We start from the raw sequence: 26299 nt of genomic DNA on the forward strand, positions 1-26299 counted from the left end.
CATGCAATTGAATATCTAAACAATATGGATTGGCTACCAACCGACGAAGATGGCAAACAGGTCACGGTTCAATCCATCACAGTCGATGATCGTTATGAATTAGTTGATTCAAGTTTTGAAGGAACACGGGCCTGGCTCGTCACGTTCCCTTCTGATTCACAACGCACGGCCGAGATTCCACAAGTGCTCGTTGAATCAAAATCGAACGAAGTGATCGGCTATATGCCAAGCGAATGACGCTTTAGACCTCCGACTACTTGTAGTGCCGGACATATCGCGAGTCAATGAAACGCTTCACATAATACGGAAGTCGTCCATGCCAGGTGAACTGTCCAAATGTCAGCAAGGCATGACCCGGTGTCGTCAATAGTATATTCATCGATTGACGTCTTCGAAATGGTTGGTTCGTCTCACCGAGTAAGCGCTTGGCGACATAGCGTCCCGACCTGACAGCATCGACGCCTCCATTTAAGCAGGATGCCATATCTCCTGTTATATATATATTTGTAAACTGATGATGACGTAAATATTCATCCGTCTCTATAAAATTGTCAGGTTTTGCAAGCCCGGATTCAGCCCACCATTCTACGGGAACAACGCCCGTCGCATCTAGCAGGAGCCCCTCCGATGCGTCATCTTGAAGCTGTTGTTTCACGACCATAATACCTGATTTGACTAAAAGACGTTCAATTTGCTTCTGTCTATAGAGCGGCACGTCTGGCAAAATCTTTTTCGCATACAGCGTTACGTCTTTCGTCCTTGCGCACGTAAACGCCAATTCTACACCGGCCTTGCCCCCACCGACGATCGTCACTACCGGACTCGAATCGATACGGCCAAGTAAAGCTTGTGACATCGGTTTAAGCGGTGTCCCAATGCCTCTACTCTTTGCACCAGTCGCCAGCACGAGTTGATCGTAGTGAAACAATCCCTGTTCTGTTTGAACGGTTTGCTGTTGAGGATCAATTGAAATAACCCTTTCTGCGACCGGTTCAAGTCGAGGCAATTGGACTGTCGCGGAGTTCATGAACCCAGCAATCACTTGTGGGAAGGCACCTGTATACACCGTCTGACGTCCTCCGATGAATTGAACTTCGTAATGCTCTCGAATCTCATCAATACGGTCCAAAATTTCAAGCTGGCCGTGACCGAGTCCTGCCAACATCAATACTGGTTTCATCGCAAAATTCTCCGCGCCTCGATGAATCGTTGCGTGATTGTCATCACTTCAAGTACTAAAAAGATGAGCGCAATCACACCGACCCAGTTCGGGAAGAGAATCATCAATGTGAACAAGATGAAGCATTCCGTTCGTTCAATGATTCCAGGCTGATAATAAAATGTCTTCTCTGATCGCCTTGAACTACTTGCACCAACAGCCAAAAATAGCGTCATCGCAATGACAAATGATCCAATCAATATGAGAAAGATTGGCATGTATTCCGGATAGCGAAGTGCGAGGGCAATCACGACCGATAATTCGACGAACCGGTCTAAGACGAGGTCGAGCACCGTTCCAAAACCAGTCGTTTTGGATTTTCGTGCCATCGTTCCATCCAAGACATCAAACAAACCGGATAGCCACAATAAGATAACGGCCGTCCAGTGCATGTCATTATAAATAAAGATTCCTGTCGAAACCCCTATGATTCCGCCTAAAATGGTTACTTCATTCGGTGTAAAGTTCCATTTGAGCAGTCGATTCGCCCCCCGTTCAATGACAGGTTGGACGTAACGACTCCCGTACGTATCAAGCATGGTATTCCTCCTTTCGTTTGATTCGATATGACATTCCGATTTGAAACCATTCATGCGTCGGTAACATGACCGACCTCCCATCCTCGAAATGATATTCTCCAAAGCACTGACCGAACCGATAAATTTTCTTCATCAATTGCACCGGTTCACCAATCGTTTCGGATATTTCCACCTCGGATAATGGTCGAAGTTTGCCATCGAGCATGACAAAGTCTCCGAATCCAGGTGCGGAGTCATACAATTCCTCTACGGTCCCTGTCTGCGTCACCTTGCCAGCTTCAAGCAGTGTCACTCGATCTGCCATGAGCATCGCCTCTTCTCGGTCATGGGTGACCAATACTGCCGTGAGGCTGAGCTCTTTGACTAAGTCACGGATGAAACGTTGCAAATCAAGTTTTAGCTTCGGGTCAAGGTTTGTGAACGGTTCATCCAATAACAGAAGTTCCGGTTCTGCTGCTAGAGCCCGGGCAAGGCTCACACGTTGCTGTTCGCCACCCGATAGTTCGTGTATTTCAGCATCGTACCGGTCAGTGAGGCGAACGACTTGTAACCAATGTTCTGCTTGTTTACGTGAACGCCCAGGTGTCGCGAGTGTGACGTTCTCCCCTACCGTCAGATGTGGGAACAACAATGCAGTCTGCGATAGCATCGTCACGCGACGTTTATGGGCAGGAATGTTGTTTAAGGAGCGATGATTCCACCACACATCACCTCCATCAGCCGTCTCGAGACCAGCGATGATTCGGAGAATTGTTGATTTCCCTGAGCCGCTCACCCCGACGATTGCATGAATGTCATGAGGTGCGACCTTAAAATCGACACCGTTTAATATTTGTCTTGATCCAAAATGTTTACGTAAATCGTGTACATTCAAACTCATTGCAAACGTCCTTTCAGCATACGCACCATCCACCGATTCCATCCAGAAAGCAGGAAATAGATGGCTACGGGGAATAAAATGAGCATCCAAGTGTTCGAGAGCGCGAGACTCCTATTGTTTCCCGCGTAAGATTGATACAATTCTGTCGTCACTGTCGGAATCAATCCTGCACCGATTAGCTGAATGAGTGCGAATTGACTAAGTAAAATGACGGTCGTGAATAACGCGATGGTCCGCATCGTTCTCGAGAAGAGCGGATATAATACATAGACGACTCGTCGACTCATCGGCAATAGTCGGGCCTGTTCTAAAAGAGGACGACCGATGACCGCCATTCCGTTATAAGCGAGACGGATTGAATATGGAATCGTCACGACGAGCAAAGCAAGTATGACTCCGACATACGTCCCAATCAGTCCCACTTCAGCCAAGATGAGGTAAAGCCCAAACAGTGTGGCAAGCATCGGAATGAACAACGGTAAAAACACGAGCCATTCTATGACACTTTTCCATCTCGATTCTGTCCATAAGAGCCACCAGGCAAATGTCGTCGCTAGCCACACATTGATTCCAGATAGAATAATGGTTAATCCAACCGTATGAACAATGGACTCAACATTCCCGATTTCCATTGACGGAGCGACTAAAAATAAACTGACGAACGGGAATAACGCAATAAATAGGATGAATCCTTGAGGAATCATCGCCTCACCCCCCGTTCAATCCGTCGACGAATAGATGCGGTGATCACGTAAGACACGAATACACCGAATCCGACAAGACATGTCCAAATAAGGGCGACGGCATACGGTTCTGTCGCCTCCAAATAGAGTCCCGTAGAGAGTCGTTCGTAAGCGAGGACACCGATTAGTTTCGGATAGGTCACACCAAGCAGTGCCGGAACCTCATACGCAAATGAAATAAAAGCGATTAAAATCCAGGTCGAGTCGAGCAACGGTTTAATTAAAAATGGGAACTCTGCATGTTTGAATTGTGCAAAGGGAGAAAGTTGCAGCGTTTTCGCCGTTTCTACGTAACCCCGATTCAATTGTTCATACGTTCCAATCATCATTAAAAAGACGAACGGTGTCTCCTTCCATATGTATGTCAGGATGACCGTCACATAATCTCGCTCGTTCGTCTCAATCCCCCAAAAACTATTGGACCCACTAAATAATAGCCAAAACAAATACGCCGCTGCGATGTGAGGAACGAACATTGGGATTTTCAAGATTGTCGATGTGAATCGCCAATTTTGTTTTACAACCGTCCGTGCAACCCACGTTCCGAAGAAGAGTGATAGAGTGGTTGACACACTGACGACATAAAGCGTTGCGAACAAACTATCTCGCCACGTTTCGTCCGTCAACAGTGCGCCCCAATCCGTCCCTAGCGCCTCCATTCCTAGAAAAAGGAGGGCAGCGAGCGGCAAAAAAGATACGAGAATCGTTAACGCGACACTACTTCGCAACACGCGGCCACTCCTCGCGTACGACATCAATGATGTTCGGTCCGTAATCTGGAATCGACCGTTCGAGTAACTGTTCCGGATTCGGATACGTCACGCCGTCTCCTAGCTCTTCGAAGGCTTGTTGGTCGTTTGCGTCAAGTTTTGTCAAATCGAGTGACGTCCCATCTCCCCAATAATCAGGACCTTGTTTCACGAGCTGAGCTTCTGGCGACAACAGTTCTTGAATGAGAACGAGCGCCCCATCTGGATTTGGTGAATTGAAGGGGATAGCCAAAAAGTGCGTCGAGGCAATCGAGTGATCTAAGAGAAGTGCACGTGTCTCTTTCGGGAAAATGCCTTCCATCACTTCCGCTTCTGCTCGACGTTCATTGAAGCCCATCGTCATCCACACTTCCCCGGATGCATAGAGTTGATCGAGTTGTTCAAGCGTCTTCGGATACGTCTGTCCTTCTTTCCATAAATTCGGGGACCACGCTTTCAAATCATCCCAGAACGACTCTTCAACGTTCGCGTTTTTGTTCAATTCGTCACCGTAGCGCTCATATAAAAGATGGCGGACAAAAGCATTTCCAGTGAAATCTGTGACTTCAGGATACGTGAAACGACCTGGGTTGTCTTCGGTCCAGCGACGTAATTCCTCAAACGATTCTGGAGGATTGTCTACTTTCGCTGCATCGTAATGCAAGATAAACTGTACATTTCCCCAAGCGAGTTCCAAGTCATCTGTCGGTATACCGGCATCTGATTGTTGAGCCGTTTCATTTAATAACGTGGCATTTGGGACACGCTCCATCAGTCCATCCCGAAGGAGTTCTGCTTCTTTCGCATTTCGGAAATTGTCGCCGTTAATCCAGACGACGTCGATTGTTCCGACTTGTCTGTCCGCTTTTTTGTCGAGCGATAGCTGACGTACGAATTCAGCCGTATCCATAGCGACACGATTTAACTCGACATCGTAAGATTCCTCAAGCCGGGGTGCCACATAGTCATCAATATAGCTGTTAATTCCCTCGTCCCCACCCCACATATATAAGTTGACGGTCGATCCGTTCGCTGACTCAGCCGCAGCTTCGAATGTGTCCGAAAACTCAACTGCTTCTTCATTCCCACATGCTGCAACGAAAGTGAGCATAAGCGTTGCGAGCAATACTCTCCATTTCTTCATCGTTCTCCCCCTTTTTTACTTTTTCTCAAATCCCCGTTTTGCAAGCATTTCGAACATATTTGGGCAGATTGCATACACATTCGCACCGATATTCATCCACCACGGTGCATTTATTTCGCGTTTGCGCATAAAACTCCCTTTGACAATCGCGTCGGCTAATCGTTTCGGATTGAGCATGATTCCCTTAACACTTTGGGCATATGTACCACTCTTGTCGGCCCGATCAAAGAATGGCGTGGCAATCGGTCCCGGATTGACAGTCATAACATGGACGCCACGTGGCTTTAACTCGAGTCGAAGGGCGTTTGAGAACTGAAGAAGTGCCGCTTTCGATCCTGCGTACACGGCTGATTTTGGAGTTGGAACTTTCGCTGCTTGCGAACAAATGTTGATGATGACACCTCCACGTCCTAACACTCTGGCAGCGTTTCTCGACAACAACATCGGAGCGACGGCATTCACATGCATCGTCTCTTCCATCACATCAGTCGATTGTTCGGTCACGAAATCAAATTCAGCCATTCCTGCATTATTGACCCAAATGTCAAACTTCCCAAATCGCTCGATCACATCATCGACAAGAGCATCCGCCTTCGTGACGTCCGCGCGCATCCATCCCCCCTCACACGTGGTCGCAATGGTTTTCAAACGTTCTTCATTTCTTCCAATCAATAACACGCTACATCCTTTTTCATAAAAAGAATGCGCCAATGCGGCACCGAGTCCGCTTGACGCACCTGTAATGACTACCCGTTTCATGACATCGCTTCTTTCTTTGTATAAATCCATTTTCGGTCATCCCGGCGTCTCTCGATGTCGCCACGCTCTTCGAGTAAACTGAGTCGTGCGAACACCTCGCTAAAGACGAGTGGCATACCACTTCGCATCTTTCTCCCATATAATTTCATCGACCAATCAAAGACACTGAGTCCATCTTCCCATTCAGCGAGCAATTGTTCACTGCGTTCATACCGTTGTCGGATCCGGTTCTCAATCAAATCGTTCGGATGATGAATCGGTTCACCATGTCCACTGACGACAAGTTTCAAATCGATTCCACGCAACTTTTTAAGTGAATCGATGTAGAGAATAACCGGTGAGGCAAACCCTTCATCCTCATACGGTTGTTCAATGAGTGGATTTGGTTCGACCTTATCAATCAAGTGATCCCCCGCAATCAAAACGCCTCCAGGACCGATCAATCCGAGCTGGTCACTCGCATGTCCCGGCAAATGAATCGTTTGCCACGCCCCGTCCGGTGTCACAGCTTGTCCGTCACTAAACGTCATGGTGACGGTCGTCGGCCCAATCCAACGTAATGCTTCCCGATAGTCTGGCAATTTTTCCACGAGTGGCGCCGGTGCTCCAAATGAGAGCGCCAATTCATGTAAAAAGTGGTTGCCCCTTTTTAGAAAATTCGGGGTTTGTTCTAAGTATCGAACGAGCTTCTCGTGCCCATACACCGGAATCGAGGCATCACGAAGTCGCCACGCCTGCCCCGCATGGTCGGCATGATGATGCGTCAAAAATAAAAAGTCGATGTCAGACAACGATAGTTCAAGCTCTTCAAGTTGCCGATTCAATGAAGTCCACGCTTCTTCCGTATCTGGTCCACAGTCGACCATAAAAAAGCGATTCTTATGTTCAACGATATATACGTTCACGTTTCCAACTTCGAACGGTGTCGGAATATCGAGTCTTGCCAGTTGGCTTGAAATCCAGTTCGCCACGTCATCACCACCCCTTCTTCCTGTCTTTCTCCATTATACCCGTCTGAAAGATGCGTTTTCAATCAAACAAAAAAGAGGGGGACACCTCCCCCTCACGAATGTTGAATATTATAAGTTGATAACCGTCACTTTATCGCGCGTCATCGTCTCGAGGCTACGCCCGATTCCTTGAACGCCAAGTCCCGATTGTTTCACGCCGATGAATGGGAAGTGGTCTGGACCACGTTCCGTACGTCCGTTCACTTGGACCGTACCGACTTCTAGCTTGTCAGCGACTGTAAAGGCGCTATTCACATTTTGAGTGAAGACACTCGCTTGAAGACCGAACTCAGATTCGTTCGTGAGTTCAATCATCTCTTCGAGTGATTTCACGCGGATGACAGGAAGGACTGGTCCGAACGGCTCTTCCCATGCGACACGCATGTCTGTCGTCACATGATCGAGTAATGTCGGATAAATAAGGTTTCCTTCACGCTCATTTCCATGAACGACCGTCGCCTTTTTGTTAACCGCATCGTCAATCAAACCTTGAACGTAATCTGTCGTTTTCGCATCGACTAAAGGAACGATGAAGCTGTTCTCTTCAGGTGAACCGACCGAGAGTTTTGCGACGCGTTCTTTCAACATGCCAACGAGCTCATCCGCTTGGTCTTCGAGGACGAAGACACGTTTGATGGCTGTACAACGTTGACCTGAGTATGAGAATGCACCGCTGACAATTTGATCTGCCGCAAGTGTCAAATCTGCATCCTCAAGGACGAGAGCCGGGTCTTTCCCACCGAGTTCGAGCACGACCGGTACCATTGACGCTTGTTGTGACAAATGTTGACCTGTACCTGTTCCACCTGTGAATGTGATCATGTCGATTCCTGGGTGAGACGTCAAGTAATCTCCGATGACCGAACCGCGTCCTGTCACGAGATTCAAGAGACCTTTTGGAAGTCCTGCGTCATGAAGGGCTTCGACCATCTTGATTCCGCTGATTGCACCTTGAGTCGCCGGTTTGAAAACGACCGCATTCCCCGTGACGAGAGCTGGCGCAATTTTTGCCGCTGCCAAGTTGACCGGGTAGTTGAACGGTGAAATCGCGAGCACGACACCAAGCGCCTCTTTCTTGATGATGGCCATCTTGTTTTTCGAACCACCAGGGAACGAATCACCTTGCATGAATCCACCATTGAAACGAATGCCTTCTTCCGCTGTGTAACGGATGATTTCAGCTGTGCGAACGACTTCTTTTTTCGCGTCGTTCAAGTTTTTCCCGACTTCTTGCATGATGATTTGACCGATCTCATCGACGCGTTCTTCGAGTTTCTCTGCCCATGCATACAACAATTCAGCGCGCTTGTTGACCGGAAGCGCCGCCCATTCTTGTTGTGCACGTTTTGCGCCATGGATGGCTGCATCGACTTCGTCGCGTGACATCGCCTGAACGCGACCTACGACTTCGTCTTTATATGGTGAAACGAGTTCAATCGTTTCCTGACTTGATGATTCCTGCCATTGACCATTCAATAAATATGGATATGTGTTCATACTCATCATCTCTATCTGCCTCCTGAGTAAGCTGTAATATCTCGTTGCCAACCCCATTGTATGCAGATTTTTTTGCATTGGACAACTATAACGATTCAGTTTATAAGATGTAAACGGTTACTATGAAACTTTTTGTGAATTCTGACGACAGTTCGACAATTTTTCACTATAGATTTGATGATCTGAGACCGATAGTAAAGGAGAGAGTACGTGAAATAGGAGGGACAACCATTGAGCACTGATCATAATATTTTACTTGAGGCTGGTACGAATGAACTTGAAATCGTCATTTTCCAAGCTGGACCGTTCTTATTCGGTATCAACGTCATGAAAGTACGTGAAATCATCACGATGCTTCCATTGACACCTCTTCCGGGTACACCAGAGGCAATTATGGGACTGATCGAATTACGGGGCGAGGTCATGACCGTCATCGACCTTCCAATGGTCATCAATCACCCACGTGAGGTCGGAAGTGACGATCGATTGATTGTCTGTGAATTTAACGGGGAAAAATCAGTTCTTCGTGTCGACCAAGTGACGGAGATTAAACGCATCTCGTGGGAGCAAATTGATACGCCTTCTGACCTTGCACGCGGCGTCCAAGGGATAACAAACGGTGTCGTCAAAACAGGTGATCAAATGATTATCCTGCTCGATTATGAGCGAATCGCACTCGAACTTTCGCGTAAAGATATCATGGCCCGCGAATCGGTTAAACGTCTCGGTGCTCGTGAACGCTCAAACAAAAATATTTGGATCGCTGAAGATTCGGAAATGCTCCGGACTCTTATCCTCGATACGTTAGATGATGCCGGGTATTTCAATACGACCGTCTTCAACAACGGGAAAGAAGCACTCGATGCGTTTGAACAAGATGGTGTAGAGTGCGACCTTCTCATCACGGACATCGAGATGCCGCAGATGGATGGACTCCATTTAACGAAGCGTCTCCGGGAGATGGACCGTTACGCGTCCCTTCCAATCATTATCTTCTCGTCGCTCATCTCAGACGACTTGAAGCATAAAGGCGAGGCCGTCGGTGCGAATGCTCAAATCACAAAACCAGAAATCGGGATTTTGATTGCGACGCTCGACGAATTTGTAGGGTAACAAAAAAAGTTTGCGACTTCACGGTCGCAAACTTTTTTATGTCAACTGCTCAAAATGATTATTCCATTCGACTAAAAAGCGCTGACTATGCGACTCGATTGTCGCAAGCGTTTCATGTGCACCTTCAAGATGTGCATTCTCGCCTGCCAGTTCAAGGTCATGAAAAAGAAGCGCGGTCTGTTCCAAGCCGACCGAATAAGAGGCCCCTTTTAATAAATGGGCGAGTTGTTCGACACGTGAATAGTCGTTCGACTCGACAGCTGCGTACAATTCAGGGTATTTTTCTTCGAACTGCTTAATATATGTGGTTGCAATTTTATTCAAAAATTCCATGTTTCCATTTGCGATTTGGTGGAGCTCCGCTAATTTATCTTCATTGAACAGAGCGTCTTCGGGCATTCTTGTCAATATAACCCCTCCTCAATAAACAATCATCCGATCGTTCCCTTTCACTGTAACATGTTTTCTAGAGAAAACAAAAAATCTCCTGCTTTGGATTGCACTCTTCATTTTCGCTACCTATAATAAGATTGAGTTAAGGTAGGAGGAAGATGCATGCTGACGATTTACCGTACTGACGCATCAGGCCATGTGGATGAAATCGAAGACTTTGATAAAGGAAGCTGGATTCAACTCGTGAATCCGACAAAAGATGAGGCCGATCAAGTCATCGAGGCGTCCGGCATTCCAGAAGACTTTGTTTATGACCCACTTGATATCGAAGAAAAACCGCGTTTTGAAAAAGATGATGAGGGACTTCTCATGATCATTGACGTCCCGTACGTGGAGGAAGATGATACGGGGCGAACTTATAATACAATCCCACTTGGTATCATCGTGACTGGACGACATTTCATCACTGTCTGCTCCCGAGAGCTCGACGTTTTAAATTTATTCGCAAACGGCAAAGCACGACTGTTTCGGACAAATTATCGAAGTCGTTTCGTCTTTCAGATTTTACATCGTGTAAGCATGACGTACTTACGTTTCTTGCGACAAATCGACCGAAGAATGGATGAGCTTGAACAGGAACTACAACGTTCGATGCGAAATCAAGAGATCTTTCAGTTGATGAACCTGCAGAAATCCCTTGTTTACTTCATGACCTCTTTGAAAGCGAACGATAGTGTCTTAGACCGAATCGTCAAGACACCAAGTTTGGAGAAACATGAAGAGGACGAAGAACTATTAGAAGATGTGTTCGTCGAACACCGCCAGGCCATGGAAATGGCGTCAATTTATAATGATATCATCAGCATTAAGATGGAGGCGTTCGGGTCAATCATTTCGAACAACGTCAACTTCGTCATGAAGTTCTTGGCGTCGATTACGATTGTCCTCAGTATCCCAACGATGATTTCTGGAATCTTTGGGATGAACGTCCAAGTTCCATGGGAAGGACAGCCGTTCGGATTCATCATGGCAATCACAATGATGATCGGGTTTTCTGGTCTCGCCTTTTACATCCTATGGCGAAAGCGATATTTCTAATGAACAAGAGTATAAGACTGGATTTGTTCACTACAATTTTTCAATAAAAAGACAAACTGCTCACCGAAAATTGATGACTGGTTTGTCTTTTTATTCTTCCTTTTATTCATAGAAGATCTTCACACTAGTATGTTTTATCACAAATCAGTTCTTCTTATTTCATGTCTAGAGATGAGTAATCATTATTTATGGAAACAGATTTTCGTCTTCGATATATGCTAAAAATAAATCTTGTAAATCACCTTCAGAATCAATTGAATCCAGTAATAAAGTGGGTTCTACTTCAGCGTCTACAAGTCCTGAACTTCCATCAATAATTCCAAAAACATGCGAAATGGTATCAATCATCGTTTGTTTCATCATTAACATCAAAACTTCTTTTTGTTCACTGTTTAGTTTATTGTAGAATTCATCTTGTTTTTTCCAATAAACATCTATTTCTGATTTGCTCAATTTTGCGTGATCTAGTCTTTCTTCATACATTTCTTTATATGATGCTAAGTTGCCTTCAATAATCGTTTTATAAATCGCCTTTACAAATACTTCATTCTAACTACTCATACTTTCGCCCCATCTCCTTTTGATTTGATTATAGGATTAACAATCGTCTGGTCTGAGTAACCACTACTTAACAAACATACCAAAAAACCTGACGCATCATACGTCAGGCTCTTTGTTATGTGATCTTGACCGTGACGAGACAAAGGTCATCCTCAATTTCAATTTTCGGGACGAGTTGGTCTGCAACGTGACGACTATAGTCGAGACCGTACGAGGCGATATCCTTCTCAAGCCAGCGAATCCCATCGTCGATATCTTTGCTGTAACATTCCATGAGTCCATCCGTGTACATGTGAAGTGTCATACCCGGAGCAATATCAACTTCTTTAGACTCATAATTTGGTTCTTCGAACATGCCAACAGGCACTCCCGTCGTCTCAAGACGACAATTGCCTTCTTCTGACATCACAATGACTGGAGGATGCCCTGCATTCACATACTCGATTCGACGCTTCGTTGTATCGATATAGCAATACACCGCTGTAAAGTAACTATGCATATCGTCACCCGAGAATAAGAACGTCATCTGTCGATTCAACTCGGTCATCACGTCCACCGGATATTGAACATTTCCAACAAGTCCTGGAAGGATCGAGCGAATTCCCATCGTAATAAGTGCCGAAGAGACCCCATGTCCCATGACATCAAAGATGATGACCCCATACCGGTCCGGTGCGACCTGGAACCATGCATACATATCCCCCGCTAATTTTTTCGAAGGTAAATAGAGAGCACGCACATCAATCTCTTCGTTACTAATTGGTGGAGTGAGCGCACTTTGTTGAATTTTTTGCGCAAGATCCAAATCGTATTGGAGACGGGCCTCATAGATTTTCCGCTCATCGACGGCCGCTTTATAACGGAGAGCAGAACGGATCCGAGCGAGTAACTCCGTTACCTTGATTGGTTTCGTCGTATAATCCGACGCTCCTGCATCTAGTCCTTCTGCAATCTGCTTTTCATCTGTACGACCCGAAACCATGATGACTGGCATTTCTTCATAATCGGCCATCTGACGAATTCGGTTACATGTCTCAATCCCAGAAATTCCAGGCATCTCGACATCCAACAGGACGAGATCATACAGCGATGCGGCTTGTGGGGCCATTAATAAATCGAGCGCTTCTTCTCCGCTCGAGACTGATACCGTCTCATAGTCGTGCTGGTGAAGCAGTTGCTCGAGAACGAGCGTATTGACCGGTTCGTCGTCCACAATCAAAATCGCCATGACTATCCCTTCCTTCTCTACGTAGTGTTCTACATCGTATTGTACCATATCTTTTCAATGTGACACGAGATTACCGTCTGTTCATTCCAGTTGAAGAACCAACTCACTATTTGGCATACTGAAGAGAGAAAGTGAGGGGTTCTTATGGCCTGGATTTTTGCCGTCAGCGGTTTGATTATTTTACTCGTCCTCATTGCATCTATCGTCGTCATCCAAAAAGGATACGCCTACAAAGATAACAAAGACGACATCGTTCTTGACTATGACGAAATCAATCGTCGCATCGAGGACGACCAGAAAAGAGAGAAGACTGACAAGACAGAAGGGCCGCTCTAATTTGCGACCCTTTTTTTATTTGAATTCGAATCGGAGCGTACCTTTTTCAAGATATAAAGAAGCATTGAACGTCTTCTCCCCTTTTTTGAATGTATGCACGTTCGATTGACCTCCGTTAATCATTTGCTTCAACTCATCTTTGACAAGTCCGACGCCGAGCACCTGTTTGGAGACCGTGAAGCGACATCCTTCCCGGTAACCACTACAACCGATGAATTTCGGATGTTCGACGAGTCCTTTGCCACAATTGGGACAGACTCCGAACGACGGTTTCGGTCGAGTCGCTCCCTTTTTCCCGTAACGCTTCGCCTCAATCGTATAACCTTCCGGGTTTGCTGCCTCGACTCGTGACTTTGCCTCTTCAACCAAATGAATCGACATCTTCTTCGCTTGTTCAATGAATTCAGCTGCAGATGCCGATGCTTGGCCGATTTCGTGAAGTCGTTTCTCCCATTTCGCCGTCATGACAGGCGATGCTAAAATACTGTCGCCGAGCACATCAATCAATAGACGTCCTTTATCTGTCGGAACGAGTTCTTTTTTCTGAAGTTGAACATAGCCGCGCTTTTTCAATCCGTCGATAATGTTAGCGCGTGTCGCCTCAGTGCCGAGACCTTCGACTTCTTTCATAATGTGAATCAGCTCTTCGTCATCGAGCTGTTTTCCTGCGACTTTCATCGCCATGATCAGCGACCCTTCCGTATACCGTTTCGGCGGCTCCGTCTGTTTTGACAACACTTCAACTTTCTTCTCTTTCAATTCTTCGCCGATTGTCAATGCAGGAAGCTCGACATCTTTTGATTTCATCTCGACGACTTGACGATAGCCTGGACTCACGACGACGGTACCTTTTGCCCGATACAAATCGTTTCCATCAATCAAGTCAACTGTCGTCTTCTCGAGCTTCGCCGCAGGTGCAAATGCCGCGAGAAAACGCCGGTTGATCAAATCGTACAGCTTTGCCTCATCACCGCCGAGACGTGTGACGTCACCACAAGCTTCGGTCGGAATGATTGCGTAATGATCACTCACCTTTTTCGCATTGACGTAACGACGATTCTTTGACGGGTCCTCGGTTAAGATGTCGCGAAGACCCTCATAGGCGGCTGATTTCAGTAGTCTCGCCTTCGTCTGAGGGAACAGCGTTGCCTCATCTGGAGTGACGAAACCTGAATCCGTCCGAGGATAGCTGATCCACCCTTTCGTGTAAAGCTTTTGAGCGATATCGAGCGTCTTTTTCGCCCCAAAACCAAAACGTTTCCCTGCTTCTGCCTGAAGCCCGGATAAACTGAACCAAAATGGGGGTTGCTCAATCTTTTCTTCATTGTCGATTGTTTTGACCGTTGCGGTGCCGGAAGCTCGTTTCACGACAGCGTCTGCTTCCTCACGTGTTTTGAGCTTCGTTGTCTTTCCGAATGAATACTTCGCTTTGAACGTGCCTCGACCTTTTGCAAGTGTCGCCTCGACTTCAAAGTACGGTTCTGGCACGAACTGCTTGATTTCTCGTTCGCGATTGACAATCAAGGCGAGTGTCGGAGTCTGGACACGACCGAGCGAGAACACGTCCTCGATCCCGATTGTTTTCAACAAGGTCGTATATGCACGGGAAGCGTTCATGCCAACGAGCCAGTCGGCACATGCGCGACTCATCGCCTCATGATAATAAGGGACTGTTTGCTCACCCGGTAACAGTTGAGAGAATCCACGGTCGACCGCTTGTTCCGTCAGACTCGAAATCCATAGTCGCGCTAACGGTTTTTTGTTTCCGGCGAGCCGAAGAATTAATCGAACAATCGCCTCCCCTTCCCGCTCGGCATCCGAAGCGATAATCACATCGGTGATGGAGCGGTCATGTAGCCATTTCTTGATGGCATAAAACGGCTTTGATTTTCCTTTCGAGATTCGATAATCGAACCGTTCCGGAACAATCGGAAGTGCCTCGTATTTCCAAGACTTCCATTCAGGACGATAGTGTGAAGGCTCCTGCAGTTCGCACAGGTGACCGACCGCCCAAACGACAATCGCCCCTTCAGGGAAACGTGAACATGGTGAGATTTCAATCTCATCTTTTCTTTTTTTAGATGGGTAGGGAGCCGCCAACTTTTGAGCTTGCGATGGCTTTTCCGCGATGATTAGTCTCATAAGAACTCCTTACTTTGCCTTCAGTTTCGTGGCAAGACGTACGTGGTGGGATTGCTTCTTCTATGTATTTTACTATACCAAGTCGAGGATGGACATATCGAGAGGGGAGCATTTGTTTGTATTCCATGAATCATATCTTGCCACACGGCTGTTTTCCGATATGATTAACAGAGAACATACATATGTGAAGGAGTGTCGTCATGTCTTACCTCATTTTATTCGCTGCCGTTTTTTTCTTGTCGACGAGCGTCTTGTTCGTCAAATGGACGTCTGCTCCAGCCGAGACAGCTGCGTTTTACCGCATGCTGATCACATGTCTCATGCTACTCCCATTCGTCGATTTCAAATCACTCATCACAACGCGATTGATGACACGATATGCTTTGTTACTTAGCGGAACGTTGCTCGCGTTTCACTTTTGGCTCTGGTTTTTATCACTCGATTATACGACAGTAGCCAGCTCCACTCTTTTTGTCACATCGAGTCCGATTTTCGTATTAATTGGAAACGCCTTGATCTTTAGAAAGAACCCGACGCGAAAAGGATTGGCATACGCGCTCGTAGCTGTCCTCGGTGGGATGCTTGTCGCTGCAGGTGATATTCAGCTCGGACGAGAAGCACTATTTGGTGACCTGCTCGCTCTGATTGCCGCCCTCCTCATCGCAGGGTACTGGCTCGTCGGTCAACATGTCCGGACATCGATGAACACGAATACGTACTCTTTTAGCGTCTATCTCGTCGCGACGGTCGTCCTTTGCTTCATGCTCCTCGTACGCGGGACGACTTTCACGGACTTTGAAACGGTCAACTGGTGGTATTTCCTCGCCCTTGCCTTCTTCCCGACGATTTTAGGGCATAATCTGTTCAATTATGCACTCGCTCGGGTCAGTGCGACCGTCGTCAGTATTACCATCCTTGGAGAGGCCTTATGGGGAATGCTATTTGGGTACGCCTTTTTCGGTGAGCGCCTCGGTCCGTTCCAGTGGCTCGGCGCCATTGTCTTGCTTGGCGGGATTTACTTGTTCCTAAAAGAAGACGCCCGCTCGACACGAGCGGACGTTTGATTATAAGTTTGTCGCTTTCGGATTTACATCATGCGCTTCTTGATCTTCTTCTGAAGGACGGAACAATAATTTACGGTCCCAAAATGCCAAGGCGACTGCCGTCAAAAACGTCATCGCATCGGCAATCGGAAACGCCAACCAGACCCCGAACACTCCGAGGAACGACGGGAGTATAAAGACGAGCGGAATCGTATAGAGCGTCTGACGTGAAAGGGACAAGAACATGGCGACTCGCGCTTTCCCGAGTGACTGGTAAATCCCGTTGACGAGCATTTGAACACTCGGTAAAAACGAGACGGCGAACAAGATGTGAATTGCCGTCACGCCTCCTGCAATCAATGCCTCGTCCGTCGAGAACCATCCCATCAACGTATTCGGGAATACCTGCAAGATGAGCCAGATGATCACAGCGATTGCAATCCCTGCCCGCATCGCTGTCCATATGGTCTCACGCATACGATCATACCGTTCGGCACCATAGTTATATCCGACAATCGGTTGCATCCCTTGGACAATTCCCATGATTGGCATGCCGACGAGGGCCATGAACTTATTGATGATGGCGAAAATCGCCAACTCCTCTGTCCCACCGTATGTTCCGAGCATCACGTTGACGCCAACGAACAAGATGGATTGGGACACCATCATGATGAATGAAGAGGAACCGATTGCCATAATCTCTTTCATCTCATCGAATCGTATCCGGAACTGTCGCCATTTGAAGCGCAGTTCCGTTTTTGGTTTTCGGGCGAAGAAGAATCGAAGCATCAATATGGAACCGATGACTTGAGCGAGTGCCGTCGAAGTCGCTGCACCGTACATCCCCCAGTCGAACGTGAAGATGAAAAGTGGAGTCGTGACGAGATTGACGAGAACGGTCGTCAACATGACCTTCATTTGATACGGTGCCTGACCTTCGGCACGAACCATCGCACTCGAAGCAAGTGTGAACATAAAGAATGGTGAACTGATCAAAACAACTGATAAGTACTGTCTACTGAGCTCCATAATCTCGGACGTCGCCCCGAAGACCATTAAAATCTCATCCAACATAAAGAAAGCGGAACTCACCGCGAGGGCAGCAAACAATCCGACGAGGACGAGCACATTCAAAAATGTGACAGCCGCACCGGCATCGTCTCCTCTACCTAACTTCCTAGAACTGATGGAGGCGCCACCGAGACCAACAGCACTCGACACGGCCATTAAGATCATCTGTATGGGAAACGCAATCCCGATGGCAGCGACGGCCGAAGCGCCAATGCCACGAGCGACAAAAATCGTATCAATGATATTGTAGAGCGCCGTCACGAGCATCCCGATCATCGCGGGTAGCGATAACTTAAACAGGAGTCGGCCGATGGGCTCTGTCCGCAATTGCTCCGTATTTTGGTTCATCCTTCCATCCCTCCGTCTCTATCTCTTAGGGTAGCAGGATTAGACAGTTCGGGCGACTATGTTGGCTCGGTGGATGTGTCAGGCGAGGACGCGCGCCAGGACACCTTTTCGCTTGCGCATGATGTAATCGGTCGCGACGGGGTTTTCCACTTTGACTCGAATCGTCATCATCGCTTGATTGGCGGATTCAATCGGTTGACCGTCGACATCCTCAATTGTCTCAATGACTTGGGAGAAACGGACGAATCCAGGTCCGAAAAATTCAACTTCTTCACCGATTGAGAAGTGATTTCGTTGTTCGAGTGTCGCCATCCCGCTCGACGGGTCGTATGCGATGACACGTGCGGCAAATGCGTACTGAGGAATCGAACGTGGTTTCCCAAACAATTGTTCTTTCTCGGTCGGAATCCCGTAATAGAAACCACTCGCGAGTTCTCGCTGTGCCGCTTTCCAAATCTCTTCTTCCCAAGCCGGGTCGAAGACAAAGTTCTCAGGATCTTCACAGTATGCGTCAATCACTTGACGATACACGTTACACACGGTCGCGACGTAATGAATCGATTTCATTCGTCCTTCGACTTTCAAACTGTCGACTCCAGCGTCCACCAAGTCGGGAATATGTCGGACCATCGATAAATCGACCGAACTCATCGAGAACGGCTCTTCATCACGGGTCTCCATCTCTTTCGTCAAGAGATCATCCTCTTCAAAGAAGCCATATTTCCAACGGCACGACTGGGCACAGCCACCTCGATTGGCATCACGCAATGTCATATGGTTCGACAGCGTACAACGCCCTGAATATGAGATGCACATCGCTCCATGTACAAACGTCTCAATTTCAACATCGACTTCTTGTTTCATTTGCAAAATCTCATCCATCGATACTTCACGAGCCAAAACAACCCGCTCGAGTCCTTCTTCTTTCCAAAAACGAAGCGTCTCGTAGTTCGTCGCGGAAGCTTGTGTCGACAGGTGAACCGGCAATCCTTCCGCTTCAGATAGACACGTCTCAATCATGGCAGGATCAGAGACAATGACCGCATCGATCCCGATATCGCGGAGCGTTCGGAAGAAGTCACCAGCTCCTTCGATATCTCCTTCATGCGTCACCATGTTTGCAGCGACATATACTTTTGCACCGCGAGCATGTGCGAAAGCCACACCTTCACGCATCTCGTCATAACTGAAGTTACCGGCACGCGAACGTAACCCGAATTGTTGACCGCCGATATAGACCGCATCGGCACCATAATGAATCGCCATCTTCAATTTTTCTAAGTTTCCTGCTGGCGCTAATAATTCTGGACGTTGTTTCATCTTGATCCCTCACTTGATCTCTTCTGGTTTGCGTAACAATAATCCCGTTCCGAGTCGAAACGCTTCCGGTTGTAATTCTCTGAGGCGGTGCTCCATCTCGATTCGGTCGAATCGACCATTCAATAGATTCGTCCGTGCGATGGTAAACAACTGAACGATTTCAACAAACTGTTCTCCCGCGTGCCAGCCGTCAAGTTTCCACGTATGCAGACCGTTTTTGACTAACGTCGGTAGCTGACCCATAAGCGTCAAATCTTCTGAGAAAACATGTGTGCCATTCTCGTCCTCGTAGATGGGATATCGACTCGTCTCATCTGCTGGCTCACTCATATAAAACTCACGTTGTTTCGCCTCTTCAGAAGGGCGTCCGAGTTCATTGAAATAGTTCGTCACGAGCGGTCGCTTCGAATGATGAATACACGTCGGACCGTACACTTGTACTTCTACCGGGAGACCGATTTGTTGCTGAATCAACACCAATTCCTCGAGAGTGACTTCTCGAGCGACGACCGCCCCAATAGCCTCACGTTTCCCCCAGAATTGAATCTGTTTGGCGGACGTGACGAGCGTTTGGGCATCGTACCAATATGGGATTTTCGCTTGACGGATCAAGCGGATGGCCCCGGGATCTCCAGCTGTCACATCGTCGACTCCGATTGCTTTCAACGTTTGTAAATAATCCGGCAATTCTTGAATGTGGTCGTTATGCATCAAATTGTTGACGGCCACCGTCACTTCTTTTCCGTATCGATGGGCAAGCTGTGTGACTTCCCTCACAGCATCGATTGTCCAGTCTCCCTTTTGTCGCAAGCCGAACCTAGAATTCCCGATATACAATCGGTCCGTACCCGCTTTAATTAACGCTTCTGCTTGTTCGACGCTTTGCGCCGTAGTGACGAGCTGAATCATCATATTTGTTCTTCTCCCTACTTTGTGAGTCTAATCACATTTTCTTGCTATACTTTAGCATAGGATTGAATGTGCAAACGGGGCAGGATTTTAACAACTCGTGAAGAATTCAGTAACAATGTATGACTTTTCATTAAAGGAGTGGATCACGTTGTCAAAGACAGCTTTAATTACCGGGGCCTCGATGGGCATCGGTTTAGACTTGGCCGTACTCGCCGCACGAGACGGGTACGACTGTATTCTCGTATCCCGAAACGAACCTCGCTTACACGAACTGAAAAAAGTCCTTGAAACGAGATATCGAATCAATGTACATGTCTTCGCGCTCGATTTGGCGAAACATGACGCTGCCAAACAATTGACCTCGATGATTGAAGAAGCCGGACTAACCGTCGACTTTTTAATTAACAATGCTGGATTTGGAACGTCTGGTGCGTTCGCTGATCTCGATGCTGAGACAGAGGCGGACGAAGTACGATTGAACGTCAACACATTGACCGAACTGACAAAAGCCTATTTACCGAGTATGCTCGAACGAAATCACGGCTATGTGCTAAACGTCGCTTCCGTCGCTGCGTTCCAACCCGGTCCGTACATGGCTGTTTACTATGCGACGAAGGCTTATGTCCTCTCACTTACCGAGGCGTTGCATGCCGAAGTGAAAGGGAGCGGTGTTCACGTCAGCGTCCTCTGCCCTGGTCCGACAGATACGAATTTCTTTGATCGCGCCGGTAGTGAATTATCCTTCTCAAAAATGCCATCTCACCTCGTCGCCTTCTTCGGTTATAAAGGTGTCATGAATAATAAGCGCGTGATTGTGCCTGGTCTCTCGAATCAACTCCTAGTCGGGGTGGCTAAGTTGATGCCACGTGCTCTCAGTCTCGAAGTATTGCGTCGTGTCCAAAAACCAACAGACGGGTCAGCCGCTGAATCAACGACATGAAAAAAGGAGCGACCATCGCCGGTCGCTCCTTTTAAGATTCTGAATGTAATCGCGAGACACTTACGAGCCGATGTAAAAACACACCTGCTGGAATCATCGTCATGAGCGCTGTCGAGAGGACGACCCCCCACGCAAGCACAGCATCTAGTGACCATTCACCCGAGGTCAATTGATCCATCACGCTCAACTGTTCTACTGATAGAACAATCATCAGCGCTGGCCATACACTTGCCGCTAGAATGCTTAGCATGGCGAAACGGGCCCTCGTATAACGTTTCACTAAAAGAACAAGGTTTAATAAGATAAACAACAACCCTACAAGTAGAAACATGCCGACTTCAGTAATGTTAATATATGCACTCATCCGTCGTTCACCTCACTCAATATGATAGGAATATTGTATATTTACCCGAGTTGACGAAGGAATATGCGCTCAAATAGCGGACGAATCATGATTAAAAAGACGACATTCGAAATACCGTGGGCCAGATCAAATGGAAAACTGAGTAACAACAACTTCACGACATCCGTACCGACCACTTCAATGAACGCCAAGTTTGTCGTCCACCCATATAAAAAACCTGATAGTAAACCGAGTAGTAAGAAGAGGATTGTCGATTTCAATAGAATCGGACGAAATAAACGGACGAGCACAACGACAAGAAGCCATCCTAAAAATTGAAAAAATACAAACGGACCAATCCCGAGCAATAGTCCTGACAAAATCGGGACAAAGAGCGCGAGGATGGCGGCCTCGTTCAAACTGACCAGTAAGGCCGTCAACATGATCATGGCTGTCGTCGGTTGAACATTCGGTATCGTCATAAAGAGCCAGCGTCCAATGACCGCAAGTGCTAACAATTGAACGAGTGGTTGAATCGGGATTCTAGATTTTTCGAACCGGTACAACACGACGATTGCAATCAGGATGGCGAGGACGTATGTGACCATAAGGTGCTCCGATCTTGAAAAATGTTCCGATCGCCTTGAAAGACGACTTGACCGCTCGCTAGATAAATCACATCCGTTGCAACCTGTATGAGACCCATGTCATGTGTTGCACAGATCACGCGGGCCGACTTTGCTTTTTGTTGAAGCGCACTGAAAAACGCATCCCGCTCTCTCTTCGTCAAATCCACGGTCGGTTCATCAAGTAAAAGGACACTCGACGGATCGTGTAGGACGGATTGAAGTTGGGCGACCCGTCGCTTCCCTTCTTGTGGGAACGGACCAATTTCTGGATTGGCAGGAAGATAGACTGCTCGTTCTCCCTTTTTCACTCGCCCCTGAAGTGGACGTCTACTTCTAGCTAATAGTTCGAGTAAAGTTGACTTCCCACTCCCGTTCGTCCCGACACAAACTGTGAGTCCAGGCTCAGTCATCTGAACTGTCACGTGATCAATCGCATAAGTCGCTTGCAGAGGATGCCGATAAGATACGTCGGTCGCATCGATGGAAGGTGTCGTTCTCGATTCGTTGAACGTGAACATTGCTTCTCCTGAAGGTTCTTTCGCTCGCTCGGTATAACCGATTTGTACCCCGATTCCAGAAATACGGCGGAGCAACATCTCTAAATGCTCTCTTCGAAATTGGTCTAGATGCCGAAATGGTTCAATCAGGACGATGGAGTCCGGTCGATTCAACAGGGCGTAGGCGACTCGAACAATCTGTTGTTCTCCACTCGAACATGCATCAAACCGCTTCGGATAAAGCGCGTCGATTTGTAATAGTGTAGCGAGTTCCGCCCCTCGAAAAGGATCGACATTCGAAAGTAAGTGCCCAACCTTTCCCGAGAACGATTGCGTCATCTCAATCACAAGTGGGCGGTAACGTTCGACGTAATGCTCGAACGAACCATCAACGGTAGATAACCATTGCATCACGCATCCCTCCTTTCGTGAGATATGGATAGATTAGCCAAAGTCCGACAAACAGATGGATTGAAGCCAGACCGATCATCCCAATGAGGACGATTTGCAACAAATCCTCTAAACGAAAGCGCCGTATCGGGTCAACCGCAAACTTCGGCTCAGTTTGCTGACTTTCAATCCCGATTTGCACACCCTCTCGCCAAGATGCCCTCGGATGACTCCTGACTGCCTGACGTACCGCCTGCTCCATTGACGGAATGAGTGCCCATGCGCCGTATAAGAGTGAAGACGATCGTGGAAAGTTCGATAAGAGCGGGAGCAATCGTTCGAGACGAATGATGCGTGCAATCCATAACATCCCTAGTAAAAAGGCAGCCAATTTCAAAAGCTGACGCCATATGTATGAATAAGAAATTTCCCAACCAATCAGGATGGGCATGATTGAAATCAACCCAAACGCAATCAGTATGGATAGCATTGACCAAGGGAAACGACGTTCAATGATGAGCAGCAAGAGGAGTCCAACCACAAAAAGAGTGACGTCTTCGACATTCATTAATATGTAAAGGTGACAGAAGAGATAGAAAAGGAGCGTGACAGGATGTCTCCGCTCCCAATCTGCCTCATTCGAAGAAAGCCACTGCATCTTCTTCGAACCGCCATTGAATGACATCCGTCGATTCCACTTCTTTGGCGCCCGCACCTTCATCCCCGGGTGCACCGTTGAAAGCAAATACCCATCCTGACGATTGTCCTTCAGATTTTTCTTCGATTCCTTCGATTGCCGTCACATAGGACATATCACCGCTCCCTGTCACCTCAAGGTCGAGTCCTGTTGCTTTTAATGCATCGAGAACAGTCGCATCCTCTTCTAAGCAGACACTTTTCTCTTGATAGAGCGTTTCCTCAGTCGCTGCGTTATAGACCGAAATAGTCGGACTCACTCCGCACGATTCTTGTTGCGCCTCTTCCCCGCCACATCCGGCAAGTAGCGCCGTCGCTAGTAGAGCAATCGTTACATATGATTTCATTGGTCTGTCAAATCCTCTCGTTGGTGTATCGAATAATTGTAAAGAATCGCATAGCGTTCACCTGTACTACGACCCTCTTGCGTCAGTCCGACGAGCTGGATACTGTTAGCAAGGACGGGTTCACGTTGTAGCCAGAACTTAACGAGTTCATTGTCACGGTTGATCATGAGCATCGACTCATTCTCGAACGTATACATATCATACAGCCCATCGTAAGAGAGTTGTAAGATTGGCGCGGCTATGACATCTGTATATTCTTCCCATGAAGGTTCCCTTAAAGTAGATAACATATGGTCAAATTCGACGAGTTTTTCAAAGAATGCCTGACCTGATTCTTTTCGTAATTCATCGACCTGTTCATAAGATAATTGTCCGTCTGCATACGTCACGCGAATTTGTTGGAACGATTCGGCTCGTTCGACCATCAGCAAATATTCAATCGTTTGGACGTTCCCTTCCCGATTAATTTGAAGTTTACCTCGGTCAAGTTTGATGGAGTCACTGTTGACTCGTTGCAAAATTTTCTCTGTCATCTCGTCGAAAGATTCATCCGTGACGGAGACGACGCCAATTTGTTGCGATTCCGCACGAAACCCAGATTGGTCAAATAAGGGTACGAATAATAAGACGATAAAAAAGAAAAATCCTAAAAGCGCTCCATACCATTTATAGCGGCTGTTCTGTTTCGGGAAGAATAAAAAAGACAATAAAAACCCGATTGGGATATGAAATCCGCCGATTGGGAACGAAACGATGCCAAGCAGTGAATAAAATAAGAACTTCGGAAAGAAATTGGCTTCCGGTTCTTTCAATTGGTTCAAGCGAACACCTAACAGGACGCTGATCACTAAAAACGCGGCCCAAACATAGAGTTGAATGGTCACATCAATCCCCCACTGTATATTCTAGAAAGTCGGTCGCAACTAAACTCGATGGAAAATCCGAAACGACCTCTTGTTCAAATTCTTCCTCTCGTCCGACATAGCGAGCGGAAATATGTGTGACAATCAATTGGCCGACCGCAGACGCTTTCGCAAGTGTAGTCGCCTCACGCGTCGTCGAGTGACCATATTTTCGTGCGAGCGGTTGTTCACTTTCCATGAATGTCGCCTCATGAACGAGGAGGTCGGCTCCTTCTGCTAACAATCGCGCGTTTTCACACGGTGTTGTATCCCCAAGAATCGCAACGACTTTGCCCGGAGTCGGTTCAGTGACGTATTCTTTAGAATCGTACCATTTTCCTTCATATTCGAACCGTTCTTGTTCTTTGATTGTTTTATAGATGGGTCCACTCGGGATTCCAAGCTCTCTTACCCGATCGACGCGTAACGTTCCCGGTTTTTCCGGGCCTGTGACACGAAACCCATAAGAAGGGAACCGATGCTCTAATTTTCGCACAGTGATCGCATGACCGTCTTGCTCAAATGTGTCTCCGTCCGTGAATTCAATGACGTTCAACTCATAACCGAGATGAGAACCTGTGACGCGAAGTGTCGCTTCGAGCCATTTTTTCAATCCTTTCGGACCATAAACCGTGAGAGGATCCGTTCCGTCTAGCGCAGAACGGGTCGATAAAAATCCAGGTAATCCGAACACATGGTCACCGTGCAAATGTGTCACCCATACCGCTGTCACTTTACGTGGTTTGACTTTCGTGTAGAGCATCTGATGTTGAGTCCCCTCTCCACAGTCGACCAACCAGGTGACTTTTGGCAAGACGAGCGCAAGACCTGACACGTTGCGTTGTTTCGATGGCATACCCGAACCAGTTCCTAAAAACTGTAACTTCATAAATAAATTAGTCCTTTCTTCAAGTCCGTTCCATGCTATACTTGTGGTAATCGCTGAAAAGGATGTGATTTGTGATGACCAAGGCAGAACAACCCGAATCCATTTACGAGACGATTCGAGACCGTGCGGCTTTGATAAATCGCTTGCACCAACAGGAACAAGGCACCTCTATCTGCATTCACGACATAGCGATCGAACTTCATTGCACAGACGAGTTGATTTTGGAGTCTTTGGAGTTCGCAGCATAACGAGTACGAACACATACGAAGAGCCGACGAATGGTCGGCTCTTTTTTATCAAAAATAGGCGAGAATACTTCCACTTCTAAACGTTCAGTGCAAATCCCTAGTGAAAGTGGGAGATGAATCGCCTTCAGGCAAGGTGTGTCATGAGACACATCAATTGCCCGACAATCTCGGCTTAAAAATACTTAGAATCGGGAATAAAAGTATGTCATGTTCTTTGAAAACTGAAGATATAGGGTTGTGACAGGAAGTTCGTCTGTCACGTAAAATCTTCAACGTTCACCTTGCGGATGACCGAAGTAGCGAAAACCAAGCA

At 47.2% G+C, this 26299-nt stretch carries 30 protein-coding genes; 7 read left to right on the forward strand and 23 right to left on the reverse strand.

Features of this window, described 5'->3' with window-relative positions:
- Positions 1-24: 24 nt before the first annotated feature.
- A complete protein-coding gene (locus KNP04_RS01245; protein ID WP_214874495.1) occupies positions 25-237 on the forward strand; it encodes a hypothetical protein in 213 nt (70 codons plus the stop codon).
- Between the two features lie 16 nt (positions 238-253).
- Here the strand turns inward: KNP04_RS01245 and KNP04_RS01250 are convergent, their stop codons facing one another.
- The 9 genes from KNP04_RS01250 to KNP04_RS01290 form a co-directional block, all read right to left on the reverse strand.
- Positions 254-1180 (reverse strand): NAD(P)/FAD-dependent oxidoreductase, encoded by a 927-nt coding sequence (locus KNP04_RS01250; protein WP_214820143.1) that lies wholly within the window; start codon positions 1178-1180, stop codon positions 254-256.
- Positions 1177-1758 (reverse strand): CDP-alcohol phosphatidyltransferase family protein, encoded by a 582-nt coding sequence (locus KNP04_RS01255; protein WP_214692829.1) that lies wholly within the window; start codon positions 1756-1758, stop codon positions 1177-1179. The genes KNP04_RS01250 and KNP04_RS01255 overlap by 4 nt, the downstream gene beginning before the upstream one ends.
- A complete protein-coding gene (locus KNP04_RS01260) occupies positions 1751-2638 on the reverse strand; it encodes an ABC transporter ATP-binding protein (RefSeq protein ID WP_214820144.1) in 888 nt (295 codons plus the stop codon). Before KNP04_RS01260 ends, KNP04_RS01255 begins: the two co-directional genes overlap by 8 nt.
- Positions 2635-3342, reverse strand: a complete 708-nt coding sequence (locus tag KNP04_RS01265; RefSeq protein WP_214820145.1) for an ABC transporter permease — start codon at positions 3340-3342, stop codon at positions 2635-2637. Before KNP04_RS01265 ends, KNP04_RS01260 begins: the two co-directional genes overlap by 4 nt.
- Entirely contained in the window at positions 3339-4112 is a 774-nt protein-coding gene (locus KNP04_RS01270; protein WP_214820146.1) for an ABC transporter permease, read from the reverse strand. Before KNP04_RS01270 ends, KNP04_RS01265 begins: the two co-directional genes overlap by 4 nt.
- Entirely contained in the window at positions 4099-5274 is a 1176-nt protein-coding gene (locus KNP04_RS01275) for an ABC transporter substrate-binding protein (protein WP_214820149.1), read from the reverse strand. The genes KNP04_RS01270 and KNP04_RS01275 overlap by 14 nt, the downstream gene beginning before the upstream one ends.
- A 15-nt stretch (positions 5275-5289) precedes the next feature.
- On the reverse strand, positions 5290-6033 hold the full coding sequence (locus tag KNP04_RS01280) for an SDR family NAD(P)-dependent oxidoreductase (RefSeq protein ID WP_214820150.1): 744 nt from the start codon (positions 6031-6033) through the stop codon (positions 5290-5292).
- Positions 6030-7004 carry an MBL fold metallo-hydrolase gene (locus KNP04_RS01285; RefSeq protein WP_214820152.1) on the reverse strand — a complete coding sequence of 325 codons (975 nt, stop codon included), beginning with the start codon at positions 7002-7004 and terminating at the stop codon, positions 6030-6032. The genes KNP04_RS01280 and KNP04_RS01285 overlap by 4 nt, the downstream gene beginning before the upstream one ends.
- Positions 7005-7112: 108 nt before the next feature.
- Positions 7113-8549, reverse strand: coding sequence for an NADP-dependent glyceraldehyde-3-phosphate dehydrogenase (locus KNP04_RS01290; RefSeq protein WP_074033255.1), 1437 nt, complete (start codon positions 8547-8549; stop codon positions 7113-7115).
- A gap of 222 nt (positions 8550-8771) precedes the next feature.
- Here KNP04_RS01290 and KNP04_RS01295 point away from each other — a divergent pair, with 222 nt between their 5' ends.
- Positions 8772-9653: a chemotaxis protein CheV gene (locus KNP04_RS01295; protein WP_214692850.1), complete on the forward strand. Its 882-nt coding sequence runs from the start codon at positions 8772-8774 to the stop codon at positions 9651-9653.
- A gap of 36 nt (positions 9654-9689) precedes the next feature.
- Here the strand turns inward: KNP04_RS01295 and KNP04_RS01300 are convergent, their stop codons facing one another.
- The gene (locus KNP04_RS01300; protein ID WP_214821674.1) at positions 9690-10052 is read right to left on the reverse strand and encodes an Hpt domain-containing protein; all 363 of its coding nucleotides are present in this window, start codon (positions 10050-10052) and stop codon (positions 9690-9692) included.
- Between the two features lie 156 nt (positions 10053-10208).
- On the opposite strand from KNP04_RS01300, the gene KNP04_RS01305 reads away from it, so the two are divergent.
- The gene (locus KNP04_RS01305) at positions 10209-11144 is read left to right on the forward strand and encodes a magnesium transporter CorA family protein (protein ID WP_074033258.1); all 936 of its coding nucleotides are present in this window, start codon (positions 10209-10211) and stop codon (positions 11142-11144) included.
- 186 nt (positions 11145-11330) lie between these two features.
- Here KNP04_RS01305 and KNP04_RS01310 read toward each other — a convergent pair whose 3' ends face one another.
- Positions 11331-11627: a transposase gene (locus KNP04_RS01310; RefSeq protein ID WP_251126045.1), complete on the reverse strand. Its 297-nt coding sequence runs from the start codon at positions 11625-11627 to the stop codon at positions 11331-11333.
- Between the two features lie 193 nt (positions 11628-11820).
- Positions 11821-12933: a PP2C family protein-serine/threonine phosphatase gene (locus tag KNP04_RS01315; protein WP_214820153.1), complete on the reverse strand. Its 1113-nt coding sequence runs from the start codon at positions 12931-12933 to the stop codon at positions 11821-11823.
- Positions 12934-13077: 144 nt separating this feature from the next.
- On the opposite strand from KNP04_RS01315, the gene ytzI reads away from it, so the two are divergent.
- A complete protein-coding gene (ytzI, locus tag KNP04_RS01320; protein WP_074033260.1) occupies positions 13078-13269 on the forward strand; it encodes a YtzI protein in 192 nt (63 codons plus the stop codon).
- A gap of 15 nt (positions 13270-13284) precedes the next feature.
- Here the strand turns inward: ytzI and KNP04_RS01325 are convergent, their stop codons facing one another.
- Entirely contained in the window at positions 13285-15411 is a 2127-nt protein-coding gene (locus KNP04_RS01325; protein ID WP_214820155.1) for a DNA topoisomerase III, read from the reverse strand.
- A 200-nt stretch (positions 15412-15611) separates the two neighbouring features.
- Here KNP04_RS01325 and KNP04_RS01330 point away from each other — a divergent pair, with 200 nt between their 5' ends.
- Complete coding sequence (locus KNP04_RS01330; protein WP_214874496.1) at positions 15612-16475, forward strand: DMT family transporter; 864 nt, start codon at positions 15612-15614, stop codon at positions 16473-16475.
- Here the strand turns inward: KNP04_RS01330 and KNP04_RS01335 are convergent, their stop codons facing one another.
- From KNP04_RS01335 to KNP04_RS01345, 3 genes are all read right to left on the reverse strand, one after another.
- Entirely contained in the window at positions 16476-17873 is a 1398-nt protein-coding gene (locus tag KNP04_RS01335; protein ID WP_214692868.1) for an MATE family efflux transporter, read from the reverse strand.
- A 78-nt stretch (positions 17874-17951) separates the two neighbouring features.
- Entirely contained in the window at positions 17952-19193 is a 1242-nt protein-coding gene (locus KNP04_RS01340) for a peptidase U32 family protein (RefSeq protein WP_214874497.1), read from the reverse strand.
- Between the two features lie 9 nt (positions 19194-19202).
- The gene (locus KNP04_RS01345; RefSeq protein ID WP_353047564.1) at positions 19203-20099 is read right to left on the reverse strand and encodes a peptidase U32 family protein; all 897 of its coding nucleotides are present in this window, start codon (positions 20097-20099) and stop codon (positions 19203-19205) included.
- Positions 20100-20253: 154 nt separating this feature from the next.
- On the opposite strand from KNP04_RS01345, the gene KNP04_RS01350 reads away from it, so the two are divergent.
- On the forward strand, positions 20254-21045 hold the full coding sequence (locus tag KNP04_RS01350) for an SDR family NAD(P)-dependent oxidoreductase (RefSeq protein WP_251126046.1): 792 nt from the start codon (positions 20254-20256) through the stop codon (positions 21043-21045).
- A gap of 31 nt (positions 21046-21076) precedes the next feature.
- On the opposite strand, the gene KNP04_RS01355 is transcribed toward KNP04_RS01350, so the two are convergent.
- The 7 genes from KNP04_RS01355 to rnz are packed head-to-tail and all read right to left on the reverse strand — an operon-like array spanning position 21077 to position 25738.
- The gene (locus KNP04_RS01355) at positions 21077-21409 is read right to left on the reverse strand and encodes a hypothetical protein (protein ID WP_214748132.1); all 333 of its coding nucleotides are present in this window, start codon (positions 21407-21409) and stop codon (positions 21077-21079) included.
- 41 nt (positions 21410-21450) lie between these two features.
- Positions 21451-21996, reverse strand: coding sequence for a hypothetical protein (locus KNP04_RS01360; RefSeq protein ID WP_214874498.1), 546 nt, complete (start codon positions 21994-21996; stop codon positions 21451-21453).
- Entirely contained in the window at positions 21969-22925 is a 957-nt protein-coding gene (locus KNP04_RS01365) for an ATP-binding cassette domain-containing protein (protein ID WP_214874499.1), read from the reverse strand. Before KNP04_RS01365 ends, KNP04_RS01360 begins: the two co-directional genes overlap by 28 nt.
- A complete protein-coding gene (locus KNP04_RS01370; protein ID WP_251129804.1) occupies positions 22903-23589 on the reverse strand; it encodes a hypothetical protein in 687 nt (228 codons plus the stop codon). The genes KNP04_RS01365 and KNP04_RS01370 overlap by 23 nt, the downstream gene beginning before the upstream one ends.
- Positions 23540-23947, reverse strand: a complete 408-nt coding sequence (locus KNP04_RS01375) for a DUF4430 domain-containing protein (RefSeq protein ID WP_074033270.1) — start codon at positions 23945-23947, stop codon at positions 23540-23542. The genes KNP04_RS01370 and KNP04_RS01375 overlap by 50 nt, the downstream gene beginning before the upstream one ends.
- Positions 23944-24831 carry a hypothetical protein gene (locus KNP04_RS01380; RefSeq protein ID WP_214820166.1) on the reverse strand — a complete coding sequence of 296 codons (888 nt, stop codon included), beginning with the start codon at positions 24829-24831 and terminating at the stop codon, positions 23944-23946. The genes KNP04_RS01375 and KNP04_RS01380 overlap by 4 nt, the downstream gene beginning before the upstream one ends.
- A 1-nt stretch (position 24832) precedes the next feature.
- Positions 24833-25738 carry a ribonuclease Z gene (gene rnz, locus KNP04_RS01385; protein WP_214874500.1) on the reverse strand — a complete coding sequence of 302 codons (906 nt, stop codon included), beginning with the start codon at positions 25736-25738 and terminating at the stop codon, positions 24833-24835.
- Positions 25739-25812: 74 nt separating this feature from the next.
- Between rnz and KNP04_RS01390 the strand changes: the two genes are divergently transcribed.
- Entirely contained in the window at positions 25813-25986 is a 174-nt protein-coding gene (locus KNP04_RS01390; protein ID WP_214874501.1) for a hypothetical protein, read from the forward strand.
- Positions 25987-26299: the final 313 nt, after the last annotated feature.

Origin of the sequence: Exiguobacterium sp. CH10 (assembly GCF_018617635.1) — a bacterium.
In the GTDB taxonomy this organism is placed as follows: Bacteria; Bacillota; Bacilli; order Exiguobacteriales; family Exiguobacteriaceae; genus Exiguobacterium; species Exiguobacterium aestuarii_A.